At 40.2% G+C, this 25,273-nt stretch carries 26 protein-coding genes; 14 read left to right on the plus strand and 12 right to left on the minus strand.

The genetic code is table 11. From position 1 onward, the window contains the following. Positions 1–2: 2 nt before the first annotated feature. Genes A3217_RS00445 through A3217_RS00460 form a run of 4 tightly spaced genes read right to left on the minus strand, consistent with a single transcriptional unit; the run spans position 3 to position 3,301 of the window. On the minus strand, positions 3–770 hold the full coding sequence (locus A3217_RS00445) for a MotE family protein (RefSeq protein WP_066386653.1): 768 nt from the start codon (positions 768–770) through the stop codon (positions 3–5). Further along, complete coding sequence (locus A3217_RS00450) at positions 770–1,192, minus strand: flagellar export protein FliJ (RefSeq protein WP_066386655.1); 423 nt, start codon at positions 1,190–1,192, stop codon at positions 770–772. Before A3217_RS00450 ends, A3217_RS00445 begins: the two co-directional genes overlap by 1 nt. Positions 1,193–1,197: 5 nt before the next feature. Continuing rightward, positions 1,198–2,448 carry an adenylosuccinate synthase gene (locus A3217_RS00455; RefSeq protein WP_066386663.1) on the minus strand — a complete coding sequence of 417 codons (1,251 nt, stop codon included), beginning with the start codon at positions 2,446–2,448 and terminating at the stop codon, positions 1,198–1,200. Positions 2,449–2,452: 4 nt separating this feature from the next. Further along, positions 2,453–3,301 (minus strand): ATP phosphoribosyltransferase regulatory subunit, encoded by an 849-nt coding sequence (locus tag A3217_RS00460; RefSeq protein WP_066386667.1) that lies wholly within the window; start codon positions 3,299–3,301, stop codon positions 2,453–2,455. Between the two features lie 259 nt (positions 3,302–3,560). Here A3217_RS00460 and A3217_RS00465 point away from each other — a divergent pair, with 259 nt between their 5' ends. Continuing rightward, positions 3,561–4,451 carry an FkbM family methyltransferase gene (locus A3217_RS00465; RefSeq protein ID WP_066386670.1) on the plus strand — a complete coding sequence of 297 codons (891 nt, stop codon included), beginning with the start codon at positions 3,561–3,563 and terminating at the stop codon, positions 4,449–4,451. A 53-nt stretch (positions 4,452–4,504) separates the two neighbouring features. On the opposite strand, the gene A3217_RS00470 is transcribed toward A3217_RS00465, so the two are convergent. The 8 genes from A3217_RS00470 to A3217_RS00500 all read right to left on the minus strand — a co-directional run bounded on the left by A3217_RS00470 (position 4,505) and on the right by A3217_RS00500 (position 11,040). Beyond that, positions 4,505–4,864: a hypothetical protein gene (locus A3217_RS00470; protein ID WP_066386672.1), complete on the minus strand. Its 360-nt coding sequence runs from the start codon at positions 4,862–4,864 to the stop codon at positions 4,505–4,507. Continuing rightward, a complete protein-coding gene (locus tag A3217_RS00475) occupies positions 4,848–5,513 on the minus strand; it encodes a glycosyltransferase family 8 protein (protein ID WP_066386676.1) in 666 nt (221 codons plus the stop codon). The genes A3217_RS00470 and A3217_RS00475 overlap by 17 nt, the downstream gene beginning before the upstream one ends. Continuing rightward, positions 5,485–5,661 carry a hypothetical protein gene (locus A3217_RS09155; protein ID WP_197456891.1) on the minus strand — a complete coding sequence of 59 codons (177 nt, stop codon included), beginning with the start codon at positions 5,659–5,661 and terminating at the stop codon, positions 5,485–5,487. The genes A3217_RS00475 and A3217_RS09155 overlap by 29 nt, the downstream gene beginning before the upstream one ends. A gap of 73 nt (positions 5,662–5,734) precedes the next feature. Then, complete coding sequence (locus tag A3217_RS00480; RefSeq protein WP_082807823.1) at positions 5,735–6,679, minus strand: glycosyltransferase; 945 nt, start codon at positions 6,677–6,679, stop codon at positions 5,735–5,737. 311 nt (positions 6,680–6,990) lie between these two features. Continuing rightward, positions 6,991–8,094, minus strand: a complete 1,104-nt coding sequence (prfB, locus tag A3217_RS00485; protein WP_066386678.1) for a peptide chain release factor 2 — start codon at positions 8,092–8,094, stop codon at positions 6,991–6,993. 42 nt (positions 8,095–8,136) lie between these two features. Next, positions 8,137–8,853, minus strand: a complete 717-nt coding sequence (locus A3217_RS00490; RefSeq protein ID WP_066386680.1) for a di-trans,poly-cis-decaprenylcistransferase — start codon at positions 8,851–8,853, stop codon at positions 8,137–8,139. Between the two features lie 20 nt (positions 8,854–8,873). Further along, positions 8,874–9,344 (minus strand): acyltransferase, encoded by a 471-nt coding sequence (locus A3217_RS00495; protein ID WP_156471805.1) that lies wholly within the window; start codon positions 9,342–9,344, stop codon positions 8,874–8,876. Positions 9,345–9,369: 25 nt separating this feature from the next. Beyond that, on the minus strand, positions 9,370–11,040 hold the full coding sequence (locus A3217_RS00500; protein ID WP_231860247.1) for an N-6 DNA methylase: 1,671 nt from the start codon (positions 11,038–11,040) through the stop codon (positions 9,370–9,372). A gap of 280 nt (positions 11,041–11,320) precedes the next feature. Between A3217_RS00500 and A3217_RS00505 the strand changes: the two genes are divergently transcribed. The 13 genes from A3217_RS00505 (at position 11,321) to A3217_RS00555 (ending at position 25,228) form a co-directional block, all read left to right on the plus strand. Then, complete coding sequence (locus tag A3217_RS00505; protein ID WP_066386685.1) at positions 11,321–12,025, plus strand: LPP20 family lipoprotein; 705 nt, start codon at positions 11,321–11,323, stop codon at positions 12,023–12,025. Between the two features lie 16 nt (positions 12,026–12,041). Beyond that, complete coding sequence (locus A3217_RS00510; RefSeq protein WP_231860248.1) at positions 12,042–12,608, plus strand: HP0838 family lipoprotein; 567 nt, start codon at positions 12,042–12,044, stop codon at positions 12,606–12,608. A gap of 112 nt (positions 12,609–12,720) precedes the next feature. Next, a complete protein-coding gene (locus A3217_RS00515; RefSeq protein WP_082807824.1) occupies positions 12,721–13,680 on the plus strand; it encodes a menaquinone biosynthesis family protein in 960 nt (319 codons plus the stop codon). Positions 13,681–13,697: 17 nt separating this feature from the next. Continuing rightward, a complete protein-coding gene (yaaA, locus tag A3217_RS00520; RefSeq protein WP_066386689.1) occupies positions 13,698–14,465 on the plus strand; it encodes a peroxide stress protein YaaA in 768 nt (255 codons plus the stop codon). 53 nt (positions 14,466–14,518) lie between these two features. Next, complete coding sequence (oadA, locus tag A3217_RS00525; protein WP_066386690.1) at positions 14,519–16,312, plus strand: sodium-extruding oxaloacetate decarboxylase subunit alpha; 1,794 nt, start codon at positions 14,519–14,521, stop codon at positions 16,310–16,312. 83 nt (positions 16,313–16,395) lie between these two features. Beyond that, positions 16,396–17,481 (plus strand): aminofutalosine synthase MqnE, encoded by a 1,086-nt coding sequence (gene mqnE, locus A3217_RS00530; protein WP_066386692.1) that lies wholly within the window; start codon positions 16,396–16,398, stop codon positions 17,479–17,481. Positions 17,482–17,575: 94 nt separating this feature from the next. Then, positions 17,576–17,701, plus strand: coding sequence for a hypothetical protein (locus A3217_RS09525; RefSeq protein ID WP_257722273.1), 126 nt, complete (start codon positions 17,576–17,578; stop codon positions 17,699–17,701). A gap of 27 nt (positions 17,702–17,728) precedes the next feature. Continuing rightward, the gene (gene lpxC, locus A3217_RS00535) at positions 17,729–18,628 is read left to right on the plus strand and encodes a UDP-3-O-acyl-N-acetylglucosamine deacetylase (RefSeq protein ID WP_066386694.1); all 900 of its coding nucleotides are present in this window, start codon (positions 17,729–17,731) and stop codon (positions 18,626–18,628) included. A gap of 128 nt (positions 18,629–18,756) precedes the next feature. Further along, positions 18,757–20,145 (plus strand): TolC family protein, encoded by a 1,389-nt coding sequence (locus A3217_RS00540; protein ID WP_082807825.1) that lies wholly within the window; start codon positions 18,757–18,759, stop codon positions 20,143–20,145. A 34-nt stretch (positions 20,146–20,179) separates the two neighbouring features. Next, a complete protein-coding gene (locus A3217_RS00545; protein WP_066386696.1) occupies positions 20,180–20,896 on the plus strand; it encodes an efflux RND transporter periplasmic adaptor subunit in 717 nt (238 codons plus the stop codon). A gap of 91 nt (positions 20,897–20,987) precedes the next feature. Beyond that, on the plus strand, positions 20,988–24,062 hold the full coding sequence (locus tag A3217_RS00550) for an efflux RND transporter permease subunit (RefSeq protein WP_066386704.1): 3,075 nt from the start codon (positions 20,988–20,990) through the stop codon (positions 24,060–24,062). Between the two features lie 41 nt (positions 24,063–24,103). Further along, positions 24,104–24,226, plus strand: a complete 123-nt coding sequence (locus A3217_RS09530) for a hypothetical protein (RefSeq protein ID WP_257722274.1) — start codon at positions 24,104–24,106, stop codon at positions 24,224–24,226. A 90-nt stretch (positions 24,227–24,316) separates the two neighbouring features. Continuing rightward, positions 24,317–25,228 carry a tetraacyldisaccharide 4'-kinase gene (locus A3217_RS00555; RefSeq protein ID WP_066386706.1) on the plus strand — a complete coding sequence of 304 codons (912 nt, stop codon included), beginning with the start codon at positions 24,317–24,319 and terminating at the stop codon, positions 25,226–25,228. Positions 25,229–25,273: the final 45 nt, after the last annotated feature.

Genomic DNA, 25,273 nt, shown 5'->3' on the forward strand with positions numbered 1-25,273 from the left:
GCTTATGGTGTGGGGGAATTTGGATTATTAGAATCTGCTAAATCTTGCGTGTTTAAATCTTGGTTTATTGTATCTTGTGCTTGAGCATTTTGCACGCCCTCATTTTGTATTTCAGCATTTTGGAATGTATCTGGTATTTGGATTTGCGCTGGGGTTGGAGTTGGGGGCAAATTTATAGAATCTTCCACTTTTGGTGCGCGGATTTTTTGCGTGATACTCGCTGCTTTTGTGGAATCCATTTTTGAAAGGATTCTGCTAACATCTTTAGAATCCATTTGAGAGAGGATTTCTACCGCCTCTTCCTCTTTCATCGTAGAGAGGATATCCGCGGATTTTGCCTCTTTCATCTGCTGATAGCTTACAACCACCTTGTCATCACTTTTTTTCTGAATCTGCTGCAAAATCTCCTCATTTTTTGCAAGCATTTCTTGCACATACTCTTCCCTTGCTTTCATTTGCAAATCTGCTTGTTCGTTTTGGGCTTTGAAATCTGCTAGGAGCTTTTCTTTATGCTTTTGGAGTTCTAGGATTTTTTCATCAATTTCTTTTTGTGCCTCTTGTAGTTTTCGCATTTTTTCATCTAAAAGCACTTGCGTGGCATTTTGCAAAACTTGCAGGGCTTGTTGTTGCTCATCAATTGTTTGAAGCTCTTGGCGGATTTCATCTTTGCGTTGTTCAAAAATTATATTGCAATCAAGGAGATTCTCTTGCGCACAAAAACTAATAGAAAGCGAGAGCGCAAAAATCCCGCTTAATAATTTCGCACGCATTACATAAGCCTTCTATGATGATGTAGTGTGAGTGCGACTTCATCACTTTGCCTTTGTTGTGCGATTTTGAGCTGTTTTAAACGTCTCTCTTTTTCTTTAGAATCAAGATATTTCATTTTTTCGTATTCGATATTTAAGATTTTATATTCCTCTTCAAGTGCCTTGCGCTGGGCTTTGAGTGAGGAAAGCTCGGAGTAGAGTTGCTCTAAATGCGCTAAAAGCATGTTTTTAACCTCTAAAACTGCCTTATAGGCAAGATAACTGCCACCTTGCGGAAGCTCAATTTCTGCAATTTGTGTCAAAAAATGATGGATTTCCTCTTGCTTACTTGCAATAAATCTATTGTGTTCTAAAATCTTGCGCTCTTGCGTGTCAAGTTCCTTTTTACGCACAAGCAAGATAGGGCTAAATTTTGTATCCATTTAAGCTAGCTTTCTAGGTTAATAATATCATCGCGTTCAGGGCTTGTAGAGACAAGCGAAATTTTTGTGCCAACGCATTGTTGCAAAAAGTCTAGGTATTTTTTTGCATTTTCCTCTAAATCCGCATATTTTCTCACACCCTGCACGCTTTCCCAACCCTGCATTTCTGTGTAGATTGGTTTTGCATTTTCATAATCAGTTGGCACATAATCAATTCTTTGTCCCTTGTATTCATATGCTGTGCAGACCTTGAGTGTTTTTAGGGAATCTAGCACATCAAGCTTCATAATGCTTAGGCTTTCGCACCCATTGAGTCTGCACGCATAGCGCACTGCCACTGCATCAAACCACCCGCATCTGCGCGCTCTGCCTGTTGTCGTGCCAAATTCAAAGCCCTTTTGGCGTAAAAATTCTCCATCTGCACTATGGTCTTCAGTTGGGAATACACCATTACCAACGCGCGTGCAGTAAGCCTTTGCAATCCCTAGCACTTTTTTAATATCTCGTGGCGCAAGTCCTGTGCCATTGCACGCACCAGAAGTGAGGGTATTTGAGCTTGTTACAAAAGGATAGGTGCCGTGGTCAATATCTAGCATACTTCCTTGTGCGCCCTCGCAGAGAATCTTTTTGCCACTATCTTGAGCTTCCCAAACCTGCAAAGTCGTATTACTCACAAATGGCAAAAGCACCTCGCTATCAGTTTTGAGCTCTTTAAGCAAAGAATTCACACTTGGCAAATCAAGCTTAAAATATTTCGCGCTTACTTCCAAATCGCGCAGGGTAGATTCAATCTTGCGCTCTAAAAGTGCAAAATCGCGCAAATCACTCATACGAATCCCGCTTCTTGCGACTTTATCCGTGTAAGCTGGTCCTATGCCTTTGCAAGTTGTGCCAATAGCACTTTTTTGCTTGCTTTGTTCCTTTGCTTTATCAAGCACTTCGTGGTAAGGCAAAATCACATGCGCCTTATCGCTAATAAAAAAGCGCCCTTCCAAGTCCTTGAATGCGCTTAGTTCCTCAATGAGTGCGCGCGTATTTATTACTACGCCATTTCCGATGATATTTTTGCAATGTGGATATAAAATACCTGAAGGCACGAGGTGAAGCGCGATTTTTTTACCATTTACGACAATGGTGTGCCCGGCATTATGCCCGCCTTGATAGCGCACGACAAAATCATACTCACGCGCCAGAGAATCTACAATTTTACCCTTTCCTTCATCTCCCCATTGAATCCCTACAACCACATCAGCCATACTCTCACACTCCCTCCAAAAGTTTCGCCACGACATTATCTGTATAAATTGCAAAGCCACACGAAGGCGTTTGTGAAATCACATAGCGCCCACCAATGACTAGCACTTCATTGCCAATAAATGCCCGATAAAATAAATCCTCATAATATCCGCCCGGCGCGTAGAAAAGCGGGGAAAAAATCGTATTTTCATACACGCAAAAAGACGCGCATTCAAGCAAGGATTCTAATTCTTTGCGTAAAAATTGTGGCATACAATCAAGGCATTTTTCTAAATCCTGCTGGCTATGCACACTAGCTAGCGTGCTTAAAAAATCTGCCTTTTTGCCAAGCGCGCTATAATCTTGAGAGATAAAAGATTCTATATTAATATCCAAATGTTGGGTGCAAAGCAGGGGGATTTTTTGGTTGCAAATTTGCAAAAATGGCTTCAAGCCAAACTCTTTTAAAAGTAGCACAGATAGGCACATCACAGGTGCTAAACTTTGAGAATCCAAAAATTCCACACCAATTTGATTAAGCTCTGTTGTCGGATAGCCATACACCGGTTGGATATAAAACCACTTTTTGTGGTTTGTTGAGCGTGCAATGCGCTTTGTGATGATACGCATCGCATCAACCGTGCTATCGTAGCGCAGGACGATTTGATGATTATCCTCCCCGCTTAGACGTATCATATCGCGGTTTGAGAAGTCGTCTTGATGGCTTAGGAAACTAAATGTTGGCGTGGCGATTTCTTTATAATCATTTTCATAGAGAATCTGCACAGCAAGAGATTCTGTATCGCGTTTGAGTTTCGCGGATTTATCAAAATAAAGTTTGCTACCTTGTGGTAATTCGTGCTCAAAAATCAATGCTATCGCCTTTAAAAATAAACTATAAATTCACAAAGCGCGGATTATAACACAAGCTAACTTAAATTTCTGTCGCTTTTTGGCGCAAGCCTTTTGAAGCGACTGAAGCTTATAGGATTGAACAAAATAAGTGTGTAGTTTTAGAAAAATAAAATACATTTCAAAGCAAAAGATTTTGTTTATTTACTTCTTATTTTTTTTTTTTTTTGTAATTTGACCTCCATTAAAGAAATAAAATGCAGTTTCAAAGGAGGCTTTAATGGGTTCTTTATCAAAAAAGTTAGTGCGAGGTTATAGAAAACTTTTGAATACACAGCATCTTAATATGTTGCCAAATATGCGTTCATCGTTGTTTCATATCCAAGCAACATTATGTGATATGCACAGAAGCCAAGTTTTACAAGAGGAACGATATTCTGACCCAAAAAGGCTAGAAAAATTTGGCTATAAAGTTTATAGTCAAAATGAAGAGGATGGAATCATTGCTGAAATCTTTAATCGTATAGGTTGCGCCAATAAATTTTTTGTGGAATTTGGCGTGCAAGATGGGCTAGAGTCCAACGCACATTTTTTGTTGTTTCAAGGTTGGAGTGGTGTTTATATAGAAGGAAGTGGAGAATATTGTGAAAAAATTAGAGAAAATTTTAGAATCCCGATTGAAAAATCACAACTTGCGATACGAAATAGCTTTATCACGGCTGAAAATATCAATGAGCTTATAGGAAGCACAATGGCAAAAGAAATCTATGAGATTGACTTGCTATCCATTGACATTGATGGCAATGATTATCATATATTTAATGCAATAGACATAATAAAGCCTCGTGTTGTTATAGTCGAATTTAACGCTAAATTTCCACCACCATCAGAATACATAATGCCATATAATCCAACTCATATTTGGGACGGGACAGATATGCAAGGAGCATCATTAGAATCTTTAAGTAAGCTTGGGGTTAAAAAGGGTTATAGACTTGTTGGAACAGATTTATGTGGCGTAAATGCCTTTTTTGTAAGAGATGATTTATGTGGGGATAAATTCCCAAATGATTGCTCTGCTAAAAATCTTTACAACCCATTTAGAGTAGCATTGAAAAGACATTCGACAGGGCATATTAGCAAATATTTTTTGCCAAATGTCGCACGATAAATCCTAGAATCTCGCAAGCTTTGTGCGTGATAATGCCCCAAATAGTATATTCTTTAAAATCTCAATACTTTTTTGAGAATCTTAAAAGGGCGCAATACAGAATAGAGTCTCTCTACTCGCGCGTCTCTTTGAAGTAGTTTTTTGCTTAAAGCTTCCATATAATCATCAAGCTCATAGCACTTTGCCTGCTCCATAACTTCGCTTAACTCCTCTCCAAAAATAGGTGTAGCACGCGCTAAATCCTGCCACATATTTCTATATGGCTCTTGCAAATATGGCTTGTAGTCAAGCCCTAATATCTTGTATTTGCTATGCCACGGCTTGTGCGCTGAAAGGTGAAAAATCTTTGGATTCTGTAAGCTTTCCTCATATTCTTGTCTGCTCCAAGAGATGAGGTTATTTTTTTGTTTCACCTAGATATGTGCGCTCTTTTTGTTTGTGGTGCATATTGAGAAATGTTTGCAGATTCCACTTTGGGGATAGGCGATAAAATTTTTCATTTATCACATAGTTCATCGCATCTTGGTCGTTGTGGGCGCATTCATATTCTGTGAGTATGTTTAGTATTTGGGATTGTATGTTTTGCTTGCGCCATTGCTTGAGATTTATTAGCATTAATCCAGAGTTGAAATAATTATTTGCAGAGATTTTAAGTCTTTTATCGGTTTTTTTAGATTTTATGAATCTTTTGTGATTTGCATACTCATCGCACACTGCTGCGCAAGGCTCATCAAAATCTATTACAAAAAGCTCTCGTATATCTGATAGCACCAATAAATCTGTATCCATATAAAGGCATTTGTCAATAGTGCTTTCTAGGATATCTCCAACTAGGATTCGATAATATCCAGCCATACTTTTTTGACTTTCAGCATCAAAATATTTTGCATTTGTTTTGAGAAATATTTGTTCATCAATATGATGGATTTTTATCTCGCAGGGATAGAGTGTGTTTAGCTTTATTTGGAAAGAAAGAAGTTTATTGGTTGTGGGCTTGTCTCTATCAGATGTAAATAGATGAAAGCAAAAAGGATTATTGCTTACCCCCCCCCATAGAAGCATTAACTAGTAGAGGCATTGATTGGTGATTTTTAGCCTGCAATACTATCCCATACATTAGCACAGCGGTGTATTTGATATAACCTTTACTAACGCCAAAAACCACATGATAGGTATTTTGTTTGGCGTCATAAGTGTGTGAATTTTTCATTTTGTAATCTCCTAAGACATAATTTAGTGGTGGCATTATACCAAAACGCCAAGACGCACAGATTAAGCAAAAGCTAAATGCCTAAAAATCGCTCCAATTGCTTCACGCTTGCAGTAATATCAAATCTTTGAGAGTGTTTGAATGCTTTTTGTGCAAAAGCTTCGCTTGTGCGTTTATCTTTATACATTATCTCCATAGCACGAGCTAGAGAATCTGCATTACCACTTTCAAAAAACATACCGCATTCTCCTAAAGTCTCATTATAAAGGATTTCTTTGCTTGTAGGGATATCACTTGCGATAATTGGCTTACCTAAGACACAGGATTCTGCTAACACCAAAGCAAAGCCCTCATAATATGAAGCGGAGATGCATACATCGCAAGTTTTGAGATAAGCATAAGGATTATCTTGGAATCCCAAAAATCTTACATTTGTGACATTTTGAGATGCTATCATTTCCTCTAGCTCTTTTTGGTGATTTTTACCCTCACCTATAAACCATATTTCATATTTATAGCCATTATCTTGGAGTATTTTGTTTGCCTTTAAAAGCACATCGCAACCTTTTTGATGGCTAAGTCTGCCTATTTGTGCAAATACAAAACCATTTTTTGGGATATCTTTAATATTTGCTTTGTGTAAAATGGCATCTTTATTAATAGGATTATATATTACCTCGATATGCTTGTGTGCAAGCTCTGGGTATAACTCCAATAAAGATTGTTTGACTCTATGGCTTACGCATATTAATCCATCTAGTGCCAAATATGCTCTACATTCATTTTCATCTCGTTTGCCACTCCTAAGTTTATCAAGCTCAATGTGGATATAGCCTAATTTTTTTCCGCCATACTTTTGAGAAATATATACGGTGCTAATCCCCTCTAAGAATCCGAGATTTATATCATAATGTGTTTTTATGAAATAGTTAATAAGCTTAGGATTGTTTAATACACGCCTTTTCCAAAATTTATTTAAAAATCGCCATTTGCCAAATATATGTGGAAAACTAAACACTTTATGGAGGTGCTCTTCACACCATTGTAGATATACATCTTGCTTCTTTTTTCGATTAAAAACAAATCTATATCACTTTTAGGATCTACCCCCCCCCTCTTTTTTTATTGCAGATTGATCACACCAGTGTGATAAAAAGTCTATAAGCACTCTCTCAGCTCCACCACCACCTATGCCTAAATTACAAATAAGAATCTTCATTTCTTCGCTCCTTTGTTCTATCAGATGTAAATAGATGAAAGCAAAGCGACATTATACCAAAACGCCAAGACGCACAGAGTTTAAGCAAACCTAAATTACAATCTTAAATTTTATTGTTCTTTTACGCTCATTCCTATAAGCACGGATTCTATAAGCTCATCGATGTCGCCATCTAGCACCGCGCTTGTATTGCTTGTGACGTAGTTTGAGCGTAGGTCTTTTACCTGCTGATAGGGGGCTAGGACATAAGAGCGGATTTGATGCCCCCAGCCTATCTCGCTTAAATCCTTAGAATCTGCCTCGCCTTGCTGTTTTGCACGCTCGAGTTCATAGAGTTTGCTTTGTAGCATTTTTAGCGCGGTGGCTTTGTTTTTGTGCTGTGAGCGGTCATTTTGGCATTGCACGACTATGCCTGAGGGCAAATGTGTAATGCGAATGGCGGATTCTGTTTTATTGATATGTTGTCCGCCCGCGCCACTTGCGCGATAGGTGTCAATTCTAATATCCTTTTCCTCGATTGTGATTTGTATGTCATCATCGAGCTCAGGGCTTACTTGCACGCTAGCAAAGCTCGTGTGGCGCTTGGCATTAGCATCAAAGGGGGAGATTCTCACAAGCCTATGCACACCATTTTCGCTTTTTGCGTAACCATAGGCATTTTCACCTTTGATGATGAATGCCACGCCTTTCATTCCCGCTTCCTCGCCATCTTGATAGTCTAGTAATTCGACTTTATACCCTCTGCGCTCTGCCCAGCGCAAATACATACGATAGAGCATACTTGCCCAATCTTGTGATTCTGTCCCGCCAGCGCCGGGCTGAATGGTAAAAATCGCATTTGCACCATCATTTTCGCCATTTAGCATCACCGCGATTTCTAGCTCGCTAATTGTGTGCCTTAGCTCGCTTGATTGAGAAAAAAGCTCTTGCAGGCTAGATTCATCATTTTCAGCGCTTAGAAGCTCAAAAAGCTCTTCAGAATCCCTCACGCTTCTATCCGCGTTTTCAAAAGATTCCAAAAGACGTGTGATTTTACGCTTTTGTCTGCCAAGCTCGCCAGCTTTTTTAGAATCTGCCCATAAATTTGGATCTAGCTCCAAGCGTGCAATTTCCTCTAGTTCCTTTCGCAATGCCGATAGATTAATCATCTTAGCGACATTTTCAACCTTCCCACTAAGCTCTTTTAATAACTCGCCATATTCGTAATTATCCATATTTTGCCCCTTGTGAGATTCTCTATTTTGTGATGCGCGTTTTCACACACCACCAAAGCGTCTTGTGCGTTTGTGGAATTTTTCGATAATTGTTTCTAGCTCATTTGAGGTGAAATCTGGAAAAAGCGTCTTTGTCCAAAAAATCTCGGCATACGCGCATTGCCAAAGTAAGAAATTTGAAAGTCGCTTTTCCCCGCCTGTGCGGATAAGTAAATCCACATCACAAGCGATTTTTGTATCCAAATGCGATTCTATCCCGCGTGCAATGCCACTAAGGCAATTTGCAGAATCTAGCGCGCTTAGACGCGCTAGCTCACCGCTTTTATAAAGTGAAAGCACACTTCGAGAGAGTTCATCTTTTGAACCATAATTAAGTGCGAGAAGTTGCGTCAATCCCGTGTTTTGCGCGGTTTGAGTTTGGGTTAGGTGGATTAAGTTTTGCAGATTCTTACTTAGCGCGCTAATATCGCCAATAGCCACAAAGCGGATATTATGCTTTTGATACACCTTAAGCTCGCTTTTTAAATATCGCTCCAAAAGGCGCATTAGAAAATCCACCTCCTGCTTTGGGCGCTGCCAATTTTCCGTAGAAAAGGCGTAAAGTGTAAGAAAAGCGATATTTTTGTTCGCACAATATTGTGTGATTTCGCGCACAACTTTTGCACCTTCTTTATGCCCAAAAGTGCGATTTTTGCCACGATTTTGCGCCCATCGCCCATTGCCGTCCATAATGATTGCAATATGTTTGAGTGTTTGCATACAAATTCCCTTAAAATCTCTTACAATTTCCGCAAAAGGCGCGCAGGATTCCCCGCATAGAATCCACTTTTTGTAATATCTTTGCTCACTACGCTTCCTGCGCCAATGACGACATTATCACAGATATTTACAGGTAGGATTGTCGCATTTGAGCCAATGCTTACATTGTTGCCAATTTTTGTGCTTTGCCACTGCGCTTTGTCTTTTGTCGGCGCACCCTCTTTAAACAAATCATTCACAAACATCACGCCGTGCCCAATAAAGCACTCCTCCCCAATCTCCACAAGCGAGCAAATAAAGCTATGGCTTTGCACGCGCGTTCTTGCGCCGATTTTTACTTCACTTTGGATTTCGCAAAATGGTCCCACGAACACATTTTCACCAAGCTCGCAACCATAAATATTGCAAGGTGTGATGATATGCACGCCTTTGGCGCAGGATTTTGGGTTGATGGCAGAATCTTGTAATTTTATAGAATCTTGTGATTTCATATTATGCCTTTTAACGCGTGGGAGCTTACTCGCGCAAAGATTCTAGCTCGGATTTGATGGATTCTAATTTTTCATTTAAATCACAAAGGCGCTGAAATTTCTCTTCGGCATTCTTTTTAAAATCAAGCGGGATTCTAAGCTCTTTAAGATTTTCCACATCGATGGTTTTAATGTAATGTGCATAAAGCTCACCAAGTGCCTTCTGTCCGCTATGTGAGTAAAAGTAGCAATAGAGTCCAAGTGCTTCAATCTTGCTTCTTGCGCGCACGATGACGATGCCCGTATTTGCCACTGCAAGGGTGGAGTTGAGATTCTCACCAAAAATACCAACCTTTGGTGTGCTTCCGCGTAAAGAAAGGCAAATATCATAGGCTTTGAGCGCGTATTTTTTTATCTTTGCTTTATCTCCTAATGTGCGCAAGGTGCTAAAGCTTTTGCTGATTCCATAATCGCTAAAATCTGCTAAACCGACATCATAATAAGTGATTTTTGTATTATTTTTCCCACCATAGACGCGCTGTCCGCGAAAAATTGTTACTAAATCACCAAGTAAAAGGCTTTTTGTCTGGGTATCTTGCTCTTTTTTTTTCACAATGGGAAGATTGTATTTTGGCAGTTCGCTATAAGGCGTGAGAAAGCAAAAGTCATTATTTTTGCGCGCAAAAAAGCATTCCAGCAGAGAATCTAAATTTATCAGGCGATTATACTTGCCATCTTTTTTCCAAAAGCGCTCATTTTTGGCATCAATGCTTAGAATCTCCTTGTTATTTGGGGAAAGCACCAACACGCAAAAATCCGCATTTTGGTGTGGAAAAATATTCTTTGGTAGCTCGATAATTGCCTCTATTAGCCCTTGCTTATAGAATCGTTGCATAAATTCGCTTTCAATGCTTGATTTTTGCAGGGTTTGCGTGCGCAAAACAAACACACCGCGCTTTTTAAGATGATAGAGCGCGTGGATTAAAAACACCCATTCAGAATAAGTCTTTGCTAGCCCGTGCAACTCGCGAAAGCGTTTATCATCTTTGAGATATTCCACGCCGATATGTGAGACATTTGGCGGATTACACATAATCTTATCAAAGCGAGAATCAAAGCAAGGTGCTTTTAAAATATCATTTACCATAAGATTTTCAAAGCTTAGATTTGAAAGTATGCAAATAAGCTTCGCCACCTTTGCCAAGCGGGGATCTAGCTCCTCGCCATAGAGCGAGACTTGCGCGTGCTTTTCTTGTGTGACTTGAGAAATTATCAAAAACAGCGAACCAATGCCATAGCAGGGATTATAAATACTCTCGCCATCTTTAATATCAAGCAAACGCACCAAAAGTTCATTGACTTCCAAAGGCGTGGAATAGTAATAGAGTTTATTTGCTGTCTTTTTTTGCGTGACAATATGCAAAAATTCCTCAATATCATTGAGCTGGGTTGAAGCACTTTGCAGCATTTTAAAGATTTTTAAAAAATTAATGTTTGGATTTATAGCGATAAATTGCTCTGCATCTATAAGTTTTTTTAGCTCTAAATCAAGCTGGGCGAAAATATTTTTCCGTTTTTGCCCTTGCGCGATAAAATCCTCTAAAATTTCTGGCGCATGGTTTTTCAAAATAAAAAGCTCTAACATAATACTTATAGAATCTAGCATATCCACATGATAGCGCTTAATGTATTCAAAGCACGCGAGAAGTTTTTCCAAGAGAATTTCCTTAAAAATAATGTTTCAAATTAATATTGCTGATTTTGGGAGATTTTAGCAAAATAAGCTTTGAAAATCCCTTATAGATTTTTTGCTTCATTATAATTCTTTTGCTCATATCATCTCGCTTGCGCTTATGCGCATACTTGGTGTTTTTTTAAATTGAGAATCTAGATTCTGCGCGCGAAGGCGCAAGTGATACTGCCTATAAAGAAATGGGTTTAAAGTTGGAATATCTTTTGCTTTTTGCCTAAAGTAAATCAAGTCAAAGGATTGAAATATGAAAAACAAAGTGCTTAGAGGATCAATAGTCGCCACGATGGTGCTTTTTGTCAGTGGTTGTGGTGGATTGTTTGATGTGGGGGGCAATGCGAACAATGCAAATGGGCTTATCCCTCCAAGCGCGCAAGGTGGGAACTACGCGCCAATAACGCCACCAACCTATCCGCCAATGCCAGCATACAATCAAAGTCCAAATTTGCTTTCCACCCAAAACACACAACGCCCACAGCGTGTAAATACAATGGTTATTGACAAAGTGGAAATTTCAGGTGTGAAAGACAATGAACCAAAGTTTGATAGAGATGATTCTATTATCTCCAGACGTAATAATCACGAAGAAGCACTTATCCCAAATTCACCAATGCTTACTGAAACAAACATTATCGAGCTAAATGCCGTAGGTATGGGAATCCCACCAGAAAATACTATTTCTCCCGGACAAGCAATGGCACTTGCAAAACGTGCGGCAATCGTAGATGCATACAGGCAAATAGGCGAAAAAATGTATGGTATCCGCTTGAATGCACAAGATACGGTAAAAGATATGGTGGTGCAAAATTCAACCGTTAGGACAAAAGTGCAAGCCCTTATTCGCAATGCTGAAATAAGCGAGAGCATTTGGAAAGATGGTGTTATGCAAGTAAGTATGCAACTAAAACTTGATGGTAGAATCTGGTATAAAGTCCTATCTGGTGGCAGATAAGACTTTGCCATTAGTAATGAGAAAGCATTTTTTTTACTCTATTATCCCTTTGATATTTTTCCTCAGCAGTTGCGCTGATGTGCTTGATAAGCTTAGCGCAACGCTTGGGGTAAATAATGAGTCTGTCGAGCAAGAAGAAGAAATTATACAACCTACAAAATTTAAGATTCTCCAAGTGCAATCTCCGCAGTTTTCTTTTTATGATTTTACCACGATACTTTACAAAAAAAAACAGACAGAAATCACGCTCTACACGCTAGGAAAGCCTGTTGGGAAAATCACTATAAAAGAGAAAGAGATTTGTTTTAACAACGACTGCGCGGGCAAATGGCGCGCGGCAAAAAACTTTTTTGGTGCGGTGAGTTATGGGGATTTGTTTGAGGATATTTTGTTTATGCGTGATATTTTTGAGGGTGAAGGCAAACGGATAGAAAAAAACAACACAACAATTCAGTGGTTTGTCAAAAATGAGCAAGAGATTTACTATGAGCGCACGCAGGATTACACGCTTTTTAGAAATTTAAGCACGGGCGTGAGCTTGGGAATCCAAGATTATAAAGTGAAAGTCAAAAAAGGCGAGTAAGATTACTTAGCAATGTGATAGAATCTAGAATTGCGTTGCGAAGATTCTGTGAAAATCTAAATCAACACACAAAAGATTCCTAAAACTTCCAATCAACTAAGAAAGGCAGAATATGGACGCAAAATGTAGCCAAGCGGAGGCAAAGTGCGATTTGACTGCACGAGATGATACCAATGCAGGGAATAAAAGCCAAATTTTCACACCCAAAACGCGCAATTTAAGTGTGGCGCATAGCCCTGATGCTGATGATTTGTTTATGTATTATGCGCTCAATTTTGGCTGGATTAGCACACCGCATTTGCGTTTTGAATCTTGTGCGCAGGATATTCAAACCCTCAATGACGCCGCTTTGCAATCACACTTTGATATAAGCGCGATTTCTTTTGCACTTTATCCACTTATCGCGCAAAATTACGCGCTGTTGCGCACGGGCGTGAGCTTTGGCAATGGCTATGGACCAAAACTTATTAAAAAATCCCAAACGCATTTAAAGCAAAATTTTAAAGTAGCCCTTAGTGGCGCACACACGACAAATGCGCTACTTTTTAGGCTTGCGTATCCGAATGCGCGCATTGTGTATAAAAATTTCCTTGACATAGAATCTAGCGTGTTAAATGGCGAAGTTGATGCGGGTGTGCTAATCCACGAATCGATTTTAGAGTTTGATTCTAGCCTTGTGGTGGAAGCCGAGTTGTGGGATATTTGGGAGGATTTGAGCGGTGGTGGGTTACCATTGCCTCTTGGTGGTATGGCGATTTCGCGCTCACTTCCGCTTAATATTGCGCTTGAGTGCGAGGACGCGCTCACACAAGCTGTCAAAGTCGCGGTAAATAACAAAAAAATCCTAAGCAAAATGCTTTTAGAGCGCAATTTGGTGCGGGTGGATTCTCAAAAGCTAGAAGTGTATTTGAATCTCTACGCAAACGCAGATTCTGCGACTTTGAGCGATTTGCAAAAAAGCGCGATTGATAGGCTGTTTGCGCTAGGATTTGATGCGGGCATTTATGCTCAAAAGCTTTTGAGCGAGGATTTTCTTTTGCCCAAAAATTATAATTCCTTGCGTTATAGCTAGATTCTAAGTGAGTAAAAATGACTTTGCTTTTTAGCCCTAGTGAAGGCAAAAACACGCCAGATTTTCAGGGCTTTGTGCAATTTAGTGCGCCTTTAAAATATCTTTTTTCCACAAAAACCTACAAACAAAATGCGCTTAGTGCGTATTTGCACGCGTTAAAAGAATCTAGCCAAAAAGAGTTGCTTTCTTTTTTTGGTGCAAAAGAGCTTGATTTACAAACGCTAAGCTTGTGTCAAAATTTGCTTACTTTGCCTCGCATTGAAGCTATCAAACTTTATAGTGGTGTGGCGTATAAGGCGCTTGGGTTTGAAAGTTTGCCAAAAAATGCCCAAAATTTTTTGTATGAAAATCTCTTTATTTTTAGCAATCTCTTTGGCACAATTCGCGCAAGTGACGCCATTCCTTTTTATAATTTACACCAAAATAAGGGCAAGGGTGCTTTTAGCCTAAAAACACTTTTTAAAGCTCAAGATTCTGATTTGCACACATTTTTGCAAACGCGCCAAACACGCATAGAAAACCAAATTATTGATTTACGCGCAGAAATTTATATCAAAGTCGCGCCAATCGCGCTTCCGCACACGCAAATAGAGTTTTTAAAAAATAATAAAAAACTTAGCCATAGCTCAAAATTTTATCGTGGAATCTACGCAAGAGAGCTTGCACTTAAAGGGAAAAATCTCACGCTAGAATCCTTAGAGCGCGTAAAATTTGAAAACCTAGAGTTTGTGGGAAAAGAACACCAAAATGCGCGCACAATTTTGCGCTATGAAATAGTAACTTAGCAAAACATAGGTATAATGCAACTTTAAAGATTTTGCACTTTTAAGGAAGCGATATGATAAAAATCACAGAAAATTCTTTGCGTGATGGACAACAATCCCTCCTTGCGACAAGAATGCGCACGGAGGATATGATAGAGGCAGCAAGGCTGTTTGAAAAAGTCGGCTTTCATAGCGTGGAAGTGTGGGGTGGCGCGACCTATGATGCGTGCTTGCGCTATACAAAGGAAGACCCATTTGAGCGTCTTGCGACTTTTAAGGAAATTTTTAAAACCACACCATTGCAAATGCTCGTGCGCGGGCAGAATCTCATCGGTTATCGCCATTATGCTGATGATGTAGTGGAGGAATTTATCCGCTTAAGTGCGCAGGCGGGAATGGATATTTTTAGAATCTTTGATGCTTTCAATGACGCGCGCAATCTCAAAACCTGCATAGAATCTATCAAAAAATATGGTAAGCACGCGCAAGGCGCGATTTGCTACACGACTTCACCCGTGCATACGACAAAGGGCTTTGTGGAATATGCAAAAGAAATGGTGAAAATGGGCTGCGATTCTCTAGCAATTAAGGATATGGCGGGCTTACTAACGCCTTTTAAAGCGTATGAACTTGTGAAAGCTTTAAAAGAAGAGATTAATTTGCAGCTTAGTCTGCATACGCATTCAACGGCTGGGTTTGCTTTTGGTGCGCATTTAAAAGCGCTAGAGGCAGGCGTTGATGTGCTTGATTTGGCAAATTCTGCATTGAGTGAAGGCACAAGTCACCCTTGCACGCAATCAATGGTAGCTACGCTCAAAGGAAGTAAGTATGATAGCGGGCTAAATATTGAACTAATGGAGCAGGCAAGTGATATTTTGCGTCGCAATCGCAAGAAATACGCGAAGTTTGAATCTGTGTATAATCAAATCGATACGCGCGTGCTTCTCTCTCAAATCCCCGGCGGTATGATTTCAAATATGGCAAATCAACTAAGAGAGCAAAACGCGCTTGATAGAATGGAAGAGGTGATGGAGGAGATTCCGCGTGTGCGCGAGGATTTTGGGTATCCGCCACTTGTTACGCCTTCAAGCCAGATTGTCGGCACGCAGGCGGTGCTAAATGTGCTTATGGGCGAGCGTTACAAAACTATCACAACTGAAACGCGCAATGTCATTAAAGGGCTGTATGGCAAAACGCCCGCGCCAATTTCCCAAAATCTCATACAAAAAGTTTTGGGAAAAGAAAAGCCAAATACAAAGCGTCCAGCGGATTTGCTTTCGCCTGAACTAGCAGAGGCAAAAAGTGAATCTAAAGACTTTGCAAAAAGTGAGACAGATGTGATTTCATACGCAATTTTCGGCGGTATTGCAAAGGCATTTTTGACCGAGCGCAACGCAGATAAACTAAAGCCTGAAAGTTTGGAAAATTTTGAGGATAAAGGCGCGGATAAATTACCAAAAGAATTTGCGATTACCATTAATGGTGAGCAGTATGAGATTAAGATTGAAGGCAGTGGCGAGAAAAGCGCGGGTGTGAGACCATTTTTTATGCGCGTAGATGGGGAATTGCGTGAAGTGTATGTTGAGGCATTGGGCGAGACTTCTGCGCGTGAAAAGCAAGATTCCAAACCAAAGGGACTACCACAGGCTACTTGCCCAGGACATGCTACAAGTGCAATGCCCGGCACGCTTACAAAGCTAAAAGTAAAAGTTGGAGAGAGTGTGAAAGTCGGCGATACGCTTGCAATCATTGAGGCGATGAAAATGGAAAATGAGGTGCTAGCGGCTGTTGATGGTGTGGTAAAGGAGATTTATGCAGTTGAAGGCACACAAGTTGGCAGTGGCGTGGCGATAATGTTTATTGGGTAGATTCTAATAACCAAATTAAATTAATGAATCTGCGCTACAATGCCAAGCTTTTAAGGATTTTTTTGCATAAATCGAGGTAGGCTATGAAAGATATTTTAGAATCTGCGCTATGTGGAGATGAGCTAAGCGCGCAAGAATTTAGCAAACTCTATGAGCTTGATCTTTTCGTGCTTGGTAATGCTGCAGATTCTATAAGACAAGAAAAATACCAAAAAAAGACTTTTTTTAATATCAATCGCCACATTAATCCTAGCAATATTTGCGCGGATATTTGCAAGTTTTGTGCCTTTAGCGCGCATAGGAAAAATCCAAATCCTTATGAAATGAGTATTGATGAAATCCTAAGTCAAGCCATTCAAAGTGCTAAAAAAGGCGCAAAAGAGGTGCATATCGTCTCAAGTCACAATCCAAACTATACCTATGAATGGTATTTAAATGTGTTTAGAGAGATTAAAAAAGCCTTGCCAGAGCTTCATATTAAAGCGCTCACCGCGGCGGAGGTGGATTTTTTAGACAGGAAATTTAACAAGGGTTTTGAGCGCGTATTAGAAGATATGGCAGAAAATGGCGTGGATTCTATGCCCGGAGGTGGGGCGGAGATTTTCGCACCAAAAGTGCGTGAGTATATTTGCAAGGGAAAGGTAAAGGCGCACAGATGGCTTGAAATCCACAAATACTGGCATTCTCTTGGTAAGATGAGTAATGCCACGATGCTTTTTGGGCATATAGAATCTAGGGAGGATAGGATTGATCATATGCTTCAGCTAAGGGGTGCGCAAAGTGAAAAGGAGAAGGTAGATTCTAAAAAAGGTGGGTTTAATGCCTTTATCCCGTTGCTCTATCAAAAGCAAAATAATTACTTAAAGGTGGGTGAGTTTCCTAGTGGGCAGGAGATTCTCAAGACCATTGCAATTGCTAGGATTTTGCTTCATAATATCCCGCACATTAAGGCGTATTGGGCGACTTTGGGGCTTAATCTCGCACTTGTGGCGCAGGAATTTGGCGCAGATGATATGGACGGGACAATAGAGGTGGAAAGCATACAATCCGCTGCTGGTGCTAAAAGCAGGCACGGCATTAGCAAAGATGAGCTTATTTATCAAATAAAAGACGCGGGATTTGTCCCTGTGGAGCGAGATTCTCTCTATAACGAATGTGGGGTGTATTAACAATACAAGGTGTTATTGCGAGCTGATTTTTCGGCGAGATAATCTATTTTTAGAATCTTGCAAAAACTTTCAATCCCTCCCAATGGATTCTGAATTGAAAAATTTGCAAAGTAAATCTTTAGGGATTTTGCCTTTTATAAAATCTAGGTTTATTAATTTTTCACAAACAAATCCCTTTATGGATAAAAGCACGCTAGAATCCACCGATAAAAGAGCATAAAATTTTAAATTTTATAAGGAGTGCGCGATGAAACAAAAAACAATTGGTAAAAAAGTCGAGCTTGTCGGCATTGGCTTGCATAAAGGCGTGCCCGTAAAGATGACTTTAGGGCCTTTGGCAGAAAATAGCGGTATCGTATTTTATAGAAGTGATTTGGGTGTAAATATCGAACTAAAGCCTGAGAATGTCGTGGATACCAAAATGGCTACCGTGCTAGGAAAAGGTGAGGCGCGCATCTCTACAATCGAGCATTTGCTTTCCGCAATCCACGCACACGGCATTGATAATCTTAAAATCACGCTTGATAATGAAGAAGTCCCGATACTAGATGGGAGCGCGATAGGGCATTGTATGCTTTTAGAAGAAGCGCAAATCGTGCGTCAAAATGCACCAAAACGCGCGCTTGAGATTAAAAAACCAATAGAACTTAAAGATGGCGATAAATTCGTGCGTGTAGAGCCAAGTGAGAGGACAATTTTTGATTTTAGTATTAAATTCCCACACCAAGCTATCAAAGAGCAATCCTATAAATTCACTTTTTCTACCAAAGATTATATTGAGCAGATTGCACGCGCACGCACCTTTGGATTCTTAAATGAAGTAAATTATCTGCGCTCAATTGGGCTGGCAAAAGGTGGCGATCTTTCAAATTGCATTGTGCTTGATGAAAATGGTATTATGAATAAAGAGGGCTTGCGCTACAAAGATGAGTTTGTGCGTCATAAGATTTTAGATGCTATTGGGGATATGGCACTTATTGGTATGCCTTTGCTTGGCACTTACATTGCCTTTGCAGGAAGCCACAAACTCAATCATTTACTTACGGAAAAAATCCTAAGCGATGCGGATTCTTATGAAATTGTGAGTTTGGAAGATTATGCTGAAGATGAGATGATGAACTACGCCTTGCAAACCCAAGAGGGATAAGCCTCGCTTAATTTTGGCTTCAAAGTGAAGCCCGCTTAAATTGTTAAAAATAATTGTAATATATTGTTATAGTAACAATTTTATACTATACTTCTGCCTTATTTTATTGATTTATACAAGGAGATACAATGCGTTTTTTAGGCGTTACACTAGCCACATTTCTTATATTTGGAACTTCTTTGACATTCACAGATGAGGGAGATTCTGCGGTAGTAGATGCGCAAGAACTTAGCTTTCACGAAAATTTAAGCATTCTAAGCCCATCGGCAAATGATGGACTAAGTTTGACTGATCTTTTGGAAGGGGCGAAAAACAACTACAACCTAGAGGCGAAAGATATTGCGATTTTGCAAGCAGAGGCAAACAAGGCTGCAGCGCAAAGAGAGTTTTTCCCCACACTTGATGGAAGCTATGCTTTCCAAGATACAAACAACACTTACCGCAAAATGCAAACTCATACTGCGAGCTTACGCGCAAATTGGGAAGTCTTTAGTGGGCTTAAGACTTACAATAAAGTGCGCGAACGCAGTTCCTTACATCGTTCAAGTATCGCTGATAGGGCAAATACAAAAGAGCAACTTTTCCTAAGCGTGATTGAGCAGTATTATGGATATTTTTCGAATCAAGCGCAGATGATTTCACTTGAGCAACGTCGCAAAGAACTAGCAGCAAATATTAAGCGCATTGAACGTCTTTATAACGCCGGGCTTACAACTATTGATGATTTAGAATCTTTGCGCGCGCAGATTCTCACTACCGAGCACGACATCGCAAATATTGTGCTTGAAATGGAGCGCAATAAACTTATACTTTCTCTTCTTACAAATCTTGATGTGAAAGATTTAAGACGTGTTGATATTAAAATGCCAACTTTAACTCTTCAAAAGCGACAAGATATCATCGCCCTTGAAGAGCGCGCAAAAAGCATCACTTTCCAAGCAAAGCAAGTGACTTATTTGCCAACAATCGCAATTAGTGATAGCTTTAGTTGGAATTCACTAGGTAGCGTTACCTCAAAGCCAGCGCTTAATGAGCTTTTAGGTGGCGGTGGCGCAGGTGGAGGCTTTAACTTTGGCGGGAGTAACTTTATGAAAATGAGCTTCCCACCGACGCAAAATGTGCTAGGAGTGAGCGTGGATATGCGCCTTTTTGACTTTTTTAACCTCTCAAAGCAAAAGGAAGCCTTGCGTTATAGCGCACTGCAAGCGCAAAAAGAGCTAGCGTATAAGAAAAATGAGCAAGAAAAAGATGAAAAACTTTATCGCAAAAGTTTAGAAATCGCCCAAGCAAAAATTAAAAGTGCCGAAGCTGCGCTAAAATCTGCAAATATCAGCTTTGAAAATGTCGCAAAACGTTATAATTCGCAGATTCTCAACTTTACGGATTATTTGCAGTCTTTAAGCACGAAGTTTAATGCGGAAACAACCTTTATCCAAAGTCTCAATGACTATGAAATAGAAAAGGCGCGTTATTTGTATTATAGCGGACAGGAAATCGAGGATTTCATACAAAAATAGTTAAAGCCAAATAAAAGCTAAAAAAGGAGATGTTATGCAAAGATTTATAAGTGCGAGCAAAAGGCTTTGGTTGGCGGGTATGCTTTTTTGCGGGATTGTTAATGCGGAGAGTGTGTATGCGATTTTTAACGCGCAGGCTATCAAAGATGCGAATCTAAGTCTAGGAAATAGCGGCATTGTGACAGAAATTTATGTCGATGTGGGGAGCGAGGTAAAAAAAGGCGATAAACTCTTAGAGCTTTTTAGTCAAGACCAACGCGCACAGATAGAATCTATCCGTCAGCAGTTTATCTTTAACAAAAAGCAATATGAGCGCTATCAAAAATCAGGTGGCGCGGTGGATAAAAACACACTAGAGCGCTATTACGCAGATTACAAAAAATTTGAAGCAGACCTTGCCTACCAAGAAGCACTTTTAAGTAAAAGCGTTTTGCGCGCGCCATTTAATGGAATAATCGCCTCAAAAGATGTTGAATTAGGCGATGGTGTGGGTGCAAATAGCACGCAGCTTTTTAGGCTCATTAGTCAAGAGGTGAAAATTGTGCTAGAGTTTGACTTTAAATACATTAGCAAAGTCAAAGTCGGCGATAAGTTTGAGTTTAGCGTTGATGGGATAGATTCTAAGCAAGTAGCAATCGTTAATAAAATCTATCCGACTGCAAGTGAATCTAATCGTAAAGTCAAGGCAGAAGCGTTGGTAGAAGGCATCATACCCGGGACATTTGGAGATGGGTATATACAGATAAAATAATTATCGTATTTTTGCGCTAGATTTTTCACATAAGCTAATCCATAGAATCTAGCAGATTCTCACCATAAGGCTAAAACAAAAAGGAGTATTTATGTATAAATTCGCCATTACTCGCCCTGTTACGACGCTTATGTTTGCGTTGGCTGTGATGTTTTTTGGCTTTTTGGCGGTAAATAAAATGCCTGTTTCACTTTTCCCAAATGTGGATTTCCCGGTGGTAACGGTGATTACAACCTATCAGGGTGCAAGTGCAGAGACGATTGAAACAAAGGTAACGGATAAAATCGAAGAAGCGGTGCTAGGAATTGATGGGATTAAAAAAGTGACTTCTTCAAGCGTGCGCAATACGAGCATTGTGGTAGTGGAATTCCAGCTTGAAAAAGACCTTGATGTGGCTGTGGCTGATGTGCGCGATAAAATCGGCACGGTGAGGCTTGAAAGCGGGGTGGATTCTCCAAGTGTGCGAAAGGTGGATACCGGCTCTGCGCCTGTGATTTCACTTTTCCTCACAAGCACCAAAGTCCCACCAAGCGAGATGATGAAGCACGCGGATAACATTATAAAGCCAATGTTACAAAAAATTAGCGGTGTGGGAAGCGTGGAGGTGCGTGGATATCGTAAGCGACAAATTAGAATTTACCCAGATCCAACGCTTATGAATAAATACAATCTCACCTATTCAACCCTAGCAAATCTCATCGGACAAGAGAATCTTGAGGTTGATGGTGGGAGATTGGTAAGTCAGAAAACCGAATGGGCGCTTACCACTGATGCTAATAGCTATGATATTGAAGAAATGGGTGAAATCCGCGTGAGTGATGGCGTGCGTTTGAGAGATATTGCGCGTATTGAAGATTCTATTGAAGAGGATAGAACCTATGCAAGCTATGACAAGACGCCCGGCGTTATTTTTGAAGTGCAAAAAATTTCAGGGCAAAATGACATAAAAATTGCTCAAGCCGTCAAACAGACTTTCAAAGAAATTGAAGCTGTGAGTCAAGATTACGAAGTGCAGGTGTTTAAAGACACGACAACTTATATTGAAGATTCTATTGCCGATGTGAAGTTTGACCTTTTGCTTGGGGCGATTTTGGCGGTTAGTATTGTGTTTTTATTCTTGCGGAGTGTGAGTATTACTATTGTCGCGGCACTAAGCTTGCCTGTATCGATTATTGGGACATTTGCGCTTATGAGCGCGTTTGATTTAACGCTTAATATGCTCACCCTCCTTGCGCTTACCCTTGCGATTGGGATTATTATCGATGATGCAATTGTGGTGATTGAAAATATCCACAAAAAGCTAGAAGCTGGACTTCCTAAGCGTGAAGCCGCCTATGAAGGGGTGAGAGAGATTGGTTTTGCGATTGTGGCAATTTCTGCAATGCTGCTTTCAGTGTTTATCCCTGTTGGGAGTATGAGTGGGATTGTGGGGAAATTTTTCCAAAGCTTTGGTATCACTGTAGCCCTCGCAATCGGGCTTTCTTATGTTGTGGTGGTGACTTTTATTCCGATGATAAGCTCTATTGTTGTGAATCCAAAGCACTCGAAATTCTATTATAAGACTGAGGGCTTTTTTAATGCGCTTGATAGAATCTATGTAAAAACGCTTGGCTTTGTGCTAAATAATAAGCTCATCGTGCTTGCTGGCGTGATTTTGGTATTTATCGGCTCGCTATTTTTGGCAAAAATGCTTGGCTTTGATTTTATGAAAAAAGAAGACAAGGGTGAATATAACATTTTCTTAGAAGTTGCACCGGGCATTAGTATGGAAGAGATGAAGCGCAGAAGTGGGATTTTGCAGGATATTGTGCTAAATGAGCCCACCACGCGTTTTGCAACACTCCAAATTGGCTATAATTCTCAAAAAAATATTTTCAAAGCGCAAATTTATACAAAAATGCTTGATAGAAGCGAGCGTAAGGGGAAGGAGGATACGCAGTTTGCGGTTATGAACAAAGTGCGCGGACTTTTGAAAAATAATGAAGCAGCAAAAGATATGACAATTTCAGTTGTGGAAGTTTCAGATTTTGGTGGTGGCGGGGATAACTCGCCTTTCCAAATCGCCATTCTTGCGCCAAATGATGAGATTCTCTATAAAACTCAACAAAATCTCTACAATCTCATTGAAACAAAGCTCGCGGGCAAGGCTACGGATTTGCACTTAAATAAAGCCGATGATGCGCCAGAGTATAGATTCCATATTGTGCGTGCAAATGCTAATAAATACGGCGTGAGTTCGCAAGAAATTGGCAACTCCATACGCGCGGCATTTTCTGGTGAATATCCTGTAGGCTATTACAAAGAAAATGGTAAGGAATACGACATTACTTTGCGTGTGCCAGATTCTGATAGGCGCGTGCTTGAGGACATTAAACGTTTGCAAGTGAAAAATGCTAAGGGTGAGCTTATGTTTTTAGAAGGGCTTGTGAGTATCGAGCAGACAAAGACAGCCTCGACAATTACGCGCTTTAATCGTCAGCGAAGCCTCACTGTGTATGCGCAGGTGAATAAGGCTTCTGGTGCGAGTCTTGGTGATTTGTTTGCGGTGGTGCTTGACCCGCAAAATCAATGGCTAGAGCCCGGTGCGAGCTACAAACTGCAAGGCGAAGTGGAAAACATGCAAGAAACTTTGGTGGCTTTTGGTGTGGCGATTATAACGGCAGTTATTTTGATTTATCTTATTTTGGCGGCATTGTATGAGAGCTTTTTACAGCCACTTATTATTATGGTAACACTCCCGCTAAGTTTTTCAGGTGCTTTTATTGCGCTTTTTATCACGGGAGAAACCTTTAGTATGTTCTCGCTTATGGGGCTTATGTTGCTTATGGGTATGGTTGGGAAAAACGCGACTTTGCTTATTGATGTGGCAAATGAAAAGCGCAAGGAAGGTATGGATATAATGAGCGCGATTGTAAGCGCTGGGGAATTGCGCCTGCGTCCGATTTTGATGACTACAATTGCGATGGTTTTTGGTATGCTTCCGCTTGCAATCGCTAATGGCGCAGGTGAAGCGATGAAAAATCCCATAGGCATTGCGATGATTGGTGGGCTTATTGTTTCAATGCTGCTTTCATTGCTTATCGTGCCGATTTTTTATAGATTCTTAGCGCCACTTGATGATAAACTTGCAAGATTCTATAAGCCAAAAGATGGGGATTCTTTTTAGTCTATTGCGTTAGTTTTGTATCGCTTTGTTAGGCTTGCTTTTTGAAGTTCGCGTTTATGCTTGGTATTTTTTTAGAATCTATTCCTTATAAATATTATCCACCTCGCGGGAGTGAATCTCCTTTCGCCTCGCTTGCGCTCACGTTCATACTCGGCGTTTTTTAGAGGCTTTAAGATTGCGAGATTGTATTGCGTTGCTTGGAGATTTAGAGTCTTGTGCGGTTGATTGAATAAAATTTCAAAAAAAGGGGACATATGCGTTTTATAGATTCTTATTTTTATAATCCGACATTTTGGCAAAAGGTGCTAAGTCTCACGCTTTTACCCCTCTCTTTTTTGTATGCAATCTCAGCGCTACTTCGCAGGAAGCTTTCACGCTATTATGATTTTAACCTTCCGATTATAAGCGTTGGGAATCTCGTGCTAGGTGGCAGTGGGAAGACGCCATTTATCATTGAAGTAGCCAAAAGATATGAAAAAGTAGTTATCATCTCAAGAGGTTACAAACGCCAAAGCAAAGGACTTTTAATCGTGAGCCTTTGGGGAAGGCTGCAATGTGGCGAAAAAGAATCTGGCGATGAAGCCTATCTTTTAGCAAAAAGCGTGAAAAATGCAAGCGTTATCGTCTCCAAAAACCGCGTAGAAGCAATAGAAAAAGCCAAAGAATTAGGTGCGAAATGTATTTTTTTGGATGATGGATTCCGTTTTAATTTTAAAAAGCTCAACCTCATCTTGCAACCAAAGCTTAAGCCCTACTTTCCCTTTCCTATTCCAAGTGGTATGTATCGCGAGATGCCCTATCTTTATAAGAGCGCGGATTTGCTCGTGCGCGAAGGCATAGAATACACGCGCGAGGTGGCGGTGGAGAATGAGAGCGAGCGTATGCTACTTTTGACAGCGATTGCCAATCCTTCGCGTTTAGATGAGTTTTTGCCAAAGGTGGTGGGGAAAATCACGTTGCGTGATCACGCGAGATTTGATGAGGAATTTTTGAAATCCCAAATCATGCATTTTCAAGCTACAAGTTTTCTTGTCACTACAAAAGATGAAGTAAAGCTTCAAGATATGGGCTTTCAACTTAGCGTGCTGTGCTTAAAGCTTCATATCAAAGATGAGGTGTTGCAGGCAATAGATTCTTATATAAAAAGTTTTAGAGAATATTTTTAGGTTCTATTCTTTTTAGTTTTTATTTCGTTTAAGCTTTGCAGAATC

Origin of the sequence: Helicobacter himalayensis (genome assembly GCF_001602095.1) — a bacterium.
Taxonomy (GTDB): Bacteria; Campylobacterota; Campylobacteria; order Campylobacterales; family Helicobacteraceae; genus Helicobacter_F; species Helicobacter_F himalayensis.

What these genes read in the sequence shown, in the direction of transcription:
- A3217_RS00445 (WP_066386653.1), bottom strand. Translation starts at nt 770, where the DNA reads ATGCGTGCGAAATTATTAAGCGGGATTTTTGCGCTCTCGCTTTCTATT.
- mqnE (WP_066386692.1), top strand. Translation starts at nt 16,396, where the DNA reads ATGAAAGATATTTTAGAATCTGCGCTATGTGGAGATGAGCTAAGCGCG.
- prfB (WP_066386678.1), bottom strand. Translation starts at nt 8,094, where the DNA reads ATGGATAATTACGAATATGGCGAGTTATTAAAAGAGCTTAGTGGGAAG.
- yaaA (WP_066386689.1), top strand. Translation starts at nt 13,698, where the DNA reads ATGACTTTGCTTTTTAGCCCTAGTGAAGGCAAAAACACGCCAGATTTT.
- A3217_RS00540 (WP_082807825.1), top strand. Translation starts at nt 18,757, where the DNA reads ATGCGTTTTTTAGGCGTTACACTAGCCACATTTCTTATATTTGGAACT.
- A3217_RS00455 (WP_066386663.1), bottom strand. Translation starts at nt 2,448, where the DNA reads ATGGCTGATGTGGTTGTAGGGATTCAATGGGGAGATGAAGGAAAGGGT.
- lpxC (WP_066386694.1), top strand. Translation starts at nt 17,729, where the DNA reads ATGAAACAAAAAACAATTGGTAAAAAAGTCGAGCTTGTCGGCATTGGC.
- A3217_RS00450 (WP_066386655.1), bottom strand. Translation starts at nt 1,192, where the DNA reads ATGGATACAAAATTTAGCCCTATCTTGCTTGTGCGTAAAAAGGAACTT.
- A3217_RS00505 (WP_066386685.1), top strand. Translation starts at nt 11,321, where the DNA reads ATGAAAAACAAAGTGCTTAGAGGATCAATAGTCGCCACGATGGTGCTT.
- A3217_RS00515 (WP_082807824.1), top strand. Translation starts at nt 12,721, where the DNA reads ATGGACGCAAAATGTAGCCAAGCGGAGGCAAAGTGCGATTTGACTGCA.
- A3217_RS00495 (WP_156471805.1), bottom strand. Translation starts at nt 9,344, where the DNA reads ATGAAATCACAAGATTCTATAAAATTACAAGATTCTGCCATCAACCCA.
- A3217_RS00465 (WP_066386670.1), top strand. Translation starts at nt 3,561, where the DNA reads ATGGGTTCTTTATCAAAAAAGTTAGTGCGAGGTTATAGAAAACTTTTG.
- A3217_RS00555 (WP_066386706.1), top strand. Translation starts at nt 24,317, where the DNA reads ATGCGTTTTATAGATTCTTATTTTTATAATCCGACATTTTGGCAAAAG.
- A3217_RS00490 (WP_066386680.1), bottom strand. Translation starts at nt 8,853, where the DNA reads ATGCAAACACTCAAACATATTGCAATCATTATGGACGGCAATGGGCGA.
- A3217_RS00475 (WP_066386676.1), bottom strand. Translation starts at nt 5,513, where the DNA reads ATGCTTCTATGGGGGGGGGTAAGCAATAATCCTTTTTGCTTTCATCTA.
- A3217_RS09155 (WP_197456891.1), bottom strand. Translation starts at nt 5,661, where the DNA reads ATGAAAAATTCACACACTTATGACGCCAAACAAAATACCTATCATGTG.
- A3217_RS00545 (WP_066386696.1), top strand. Translation starts at nt 20,180, where the DNA reads ATGCAAAGATTTATAAGTGCGAGCAAAAGGCTTTGGTTGGCGGGTATG.
- oadA (WP_066386690.1), top strand. Translation starts at nt 14,519, where the DNA reads ATGATAAAAATCACAGAAAATTCTTTGCGTGATGGACAACAATCCCTC.
- A3217_RS00550 (WP_066386704.1), top strand. Translation starts at nt 20,988, where the DNA reads ATGTATAAATTCGCCATTACTCGCCCTGTTACGACGCTTATGTTTGCG.
- A3217_RS00510 (WP_231860248.1), top strand. Translation starts at nt 12,042, where the DNA reads ATGAGAAAGCATTTTTTTTACTCTATTATCCCTTTGATATTTTTCCTC.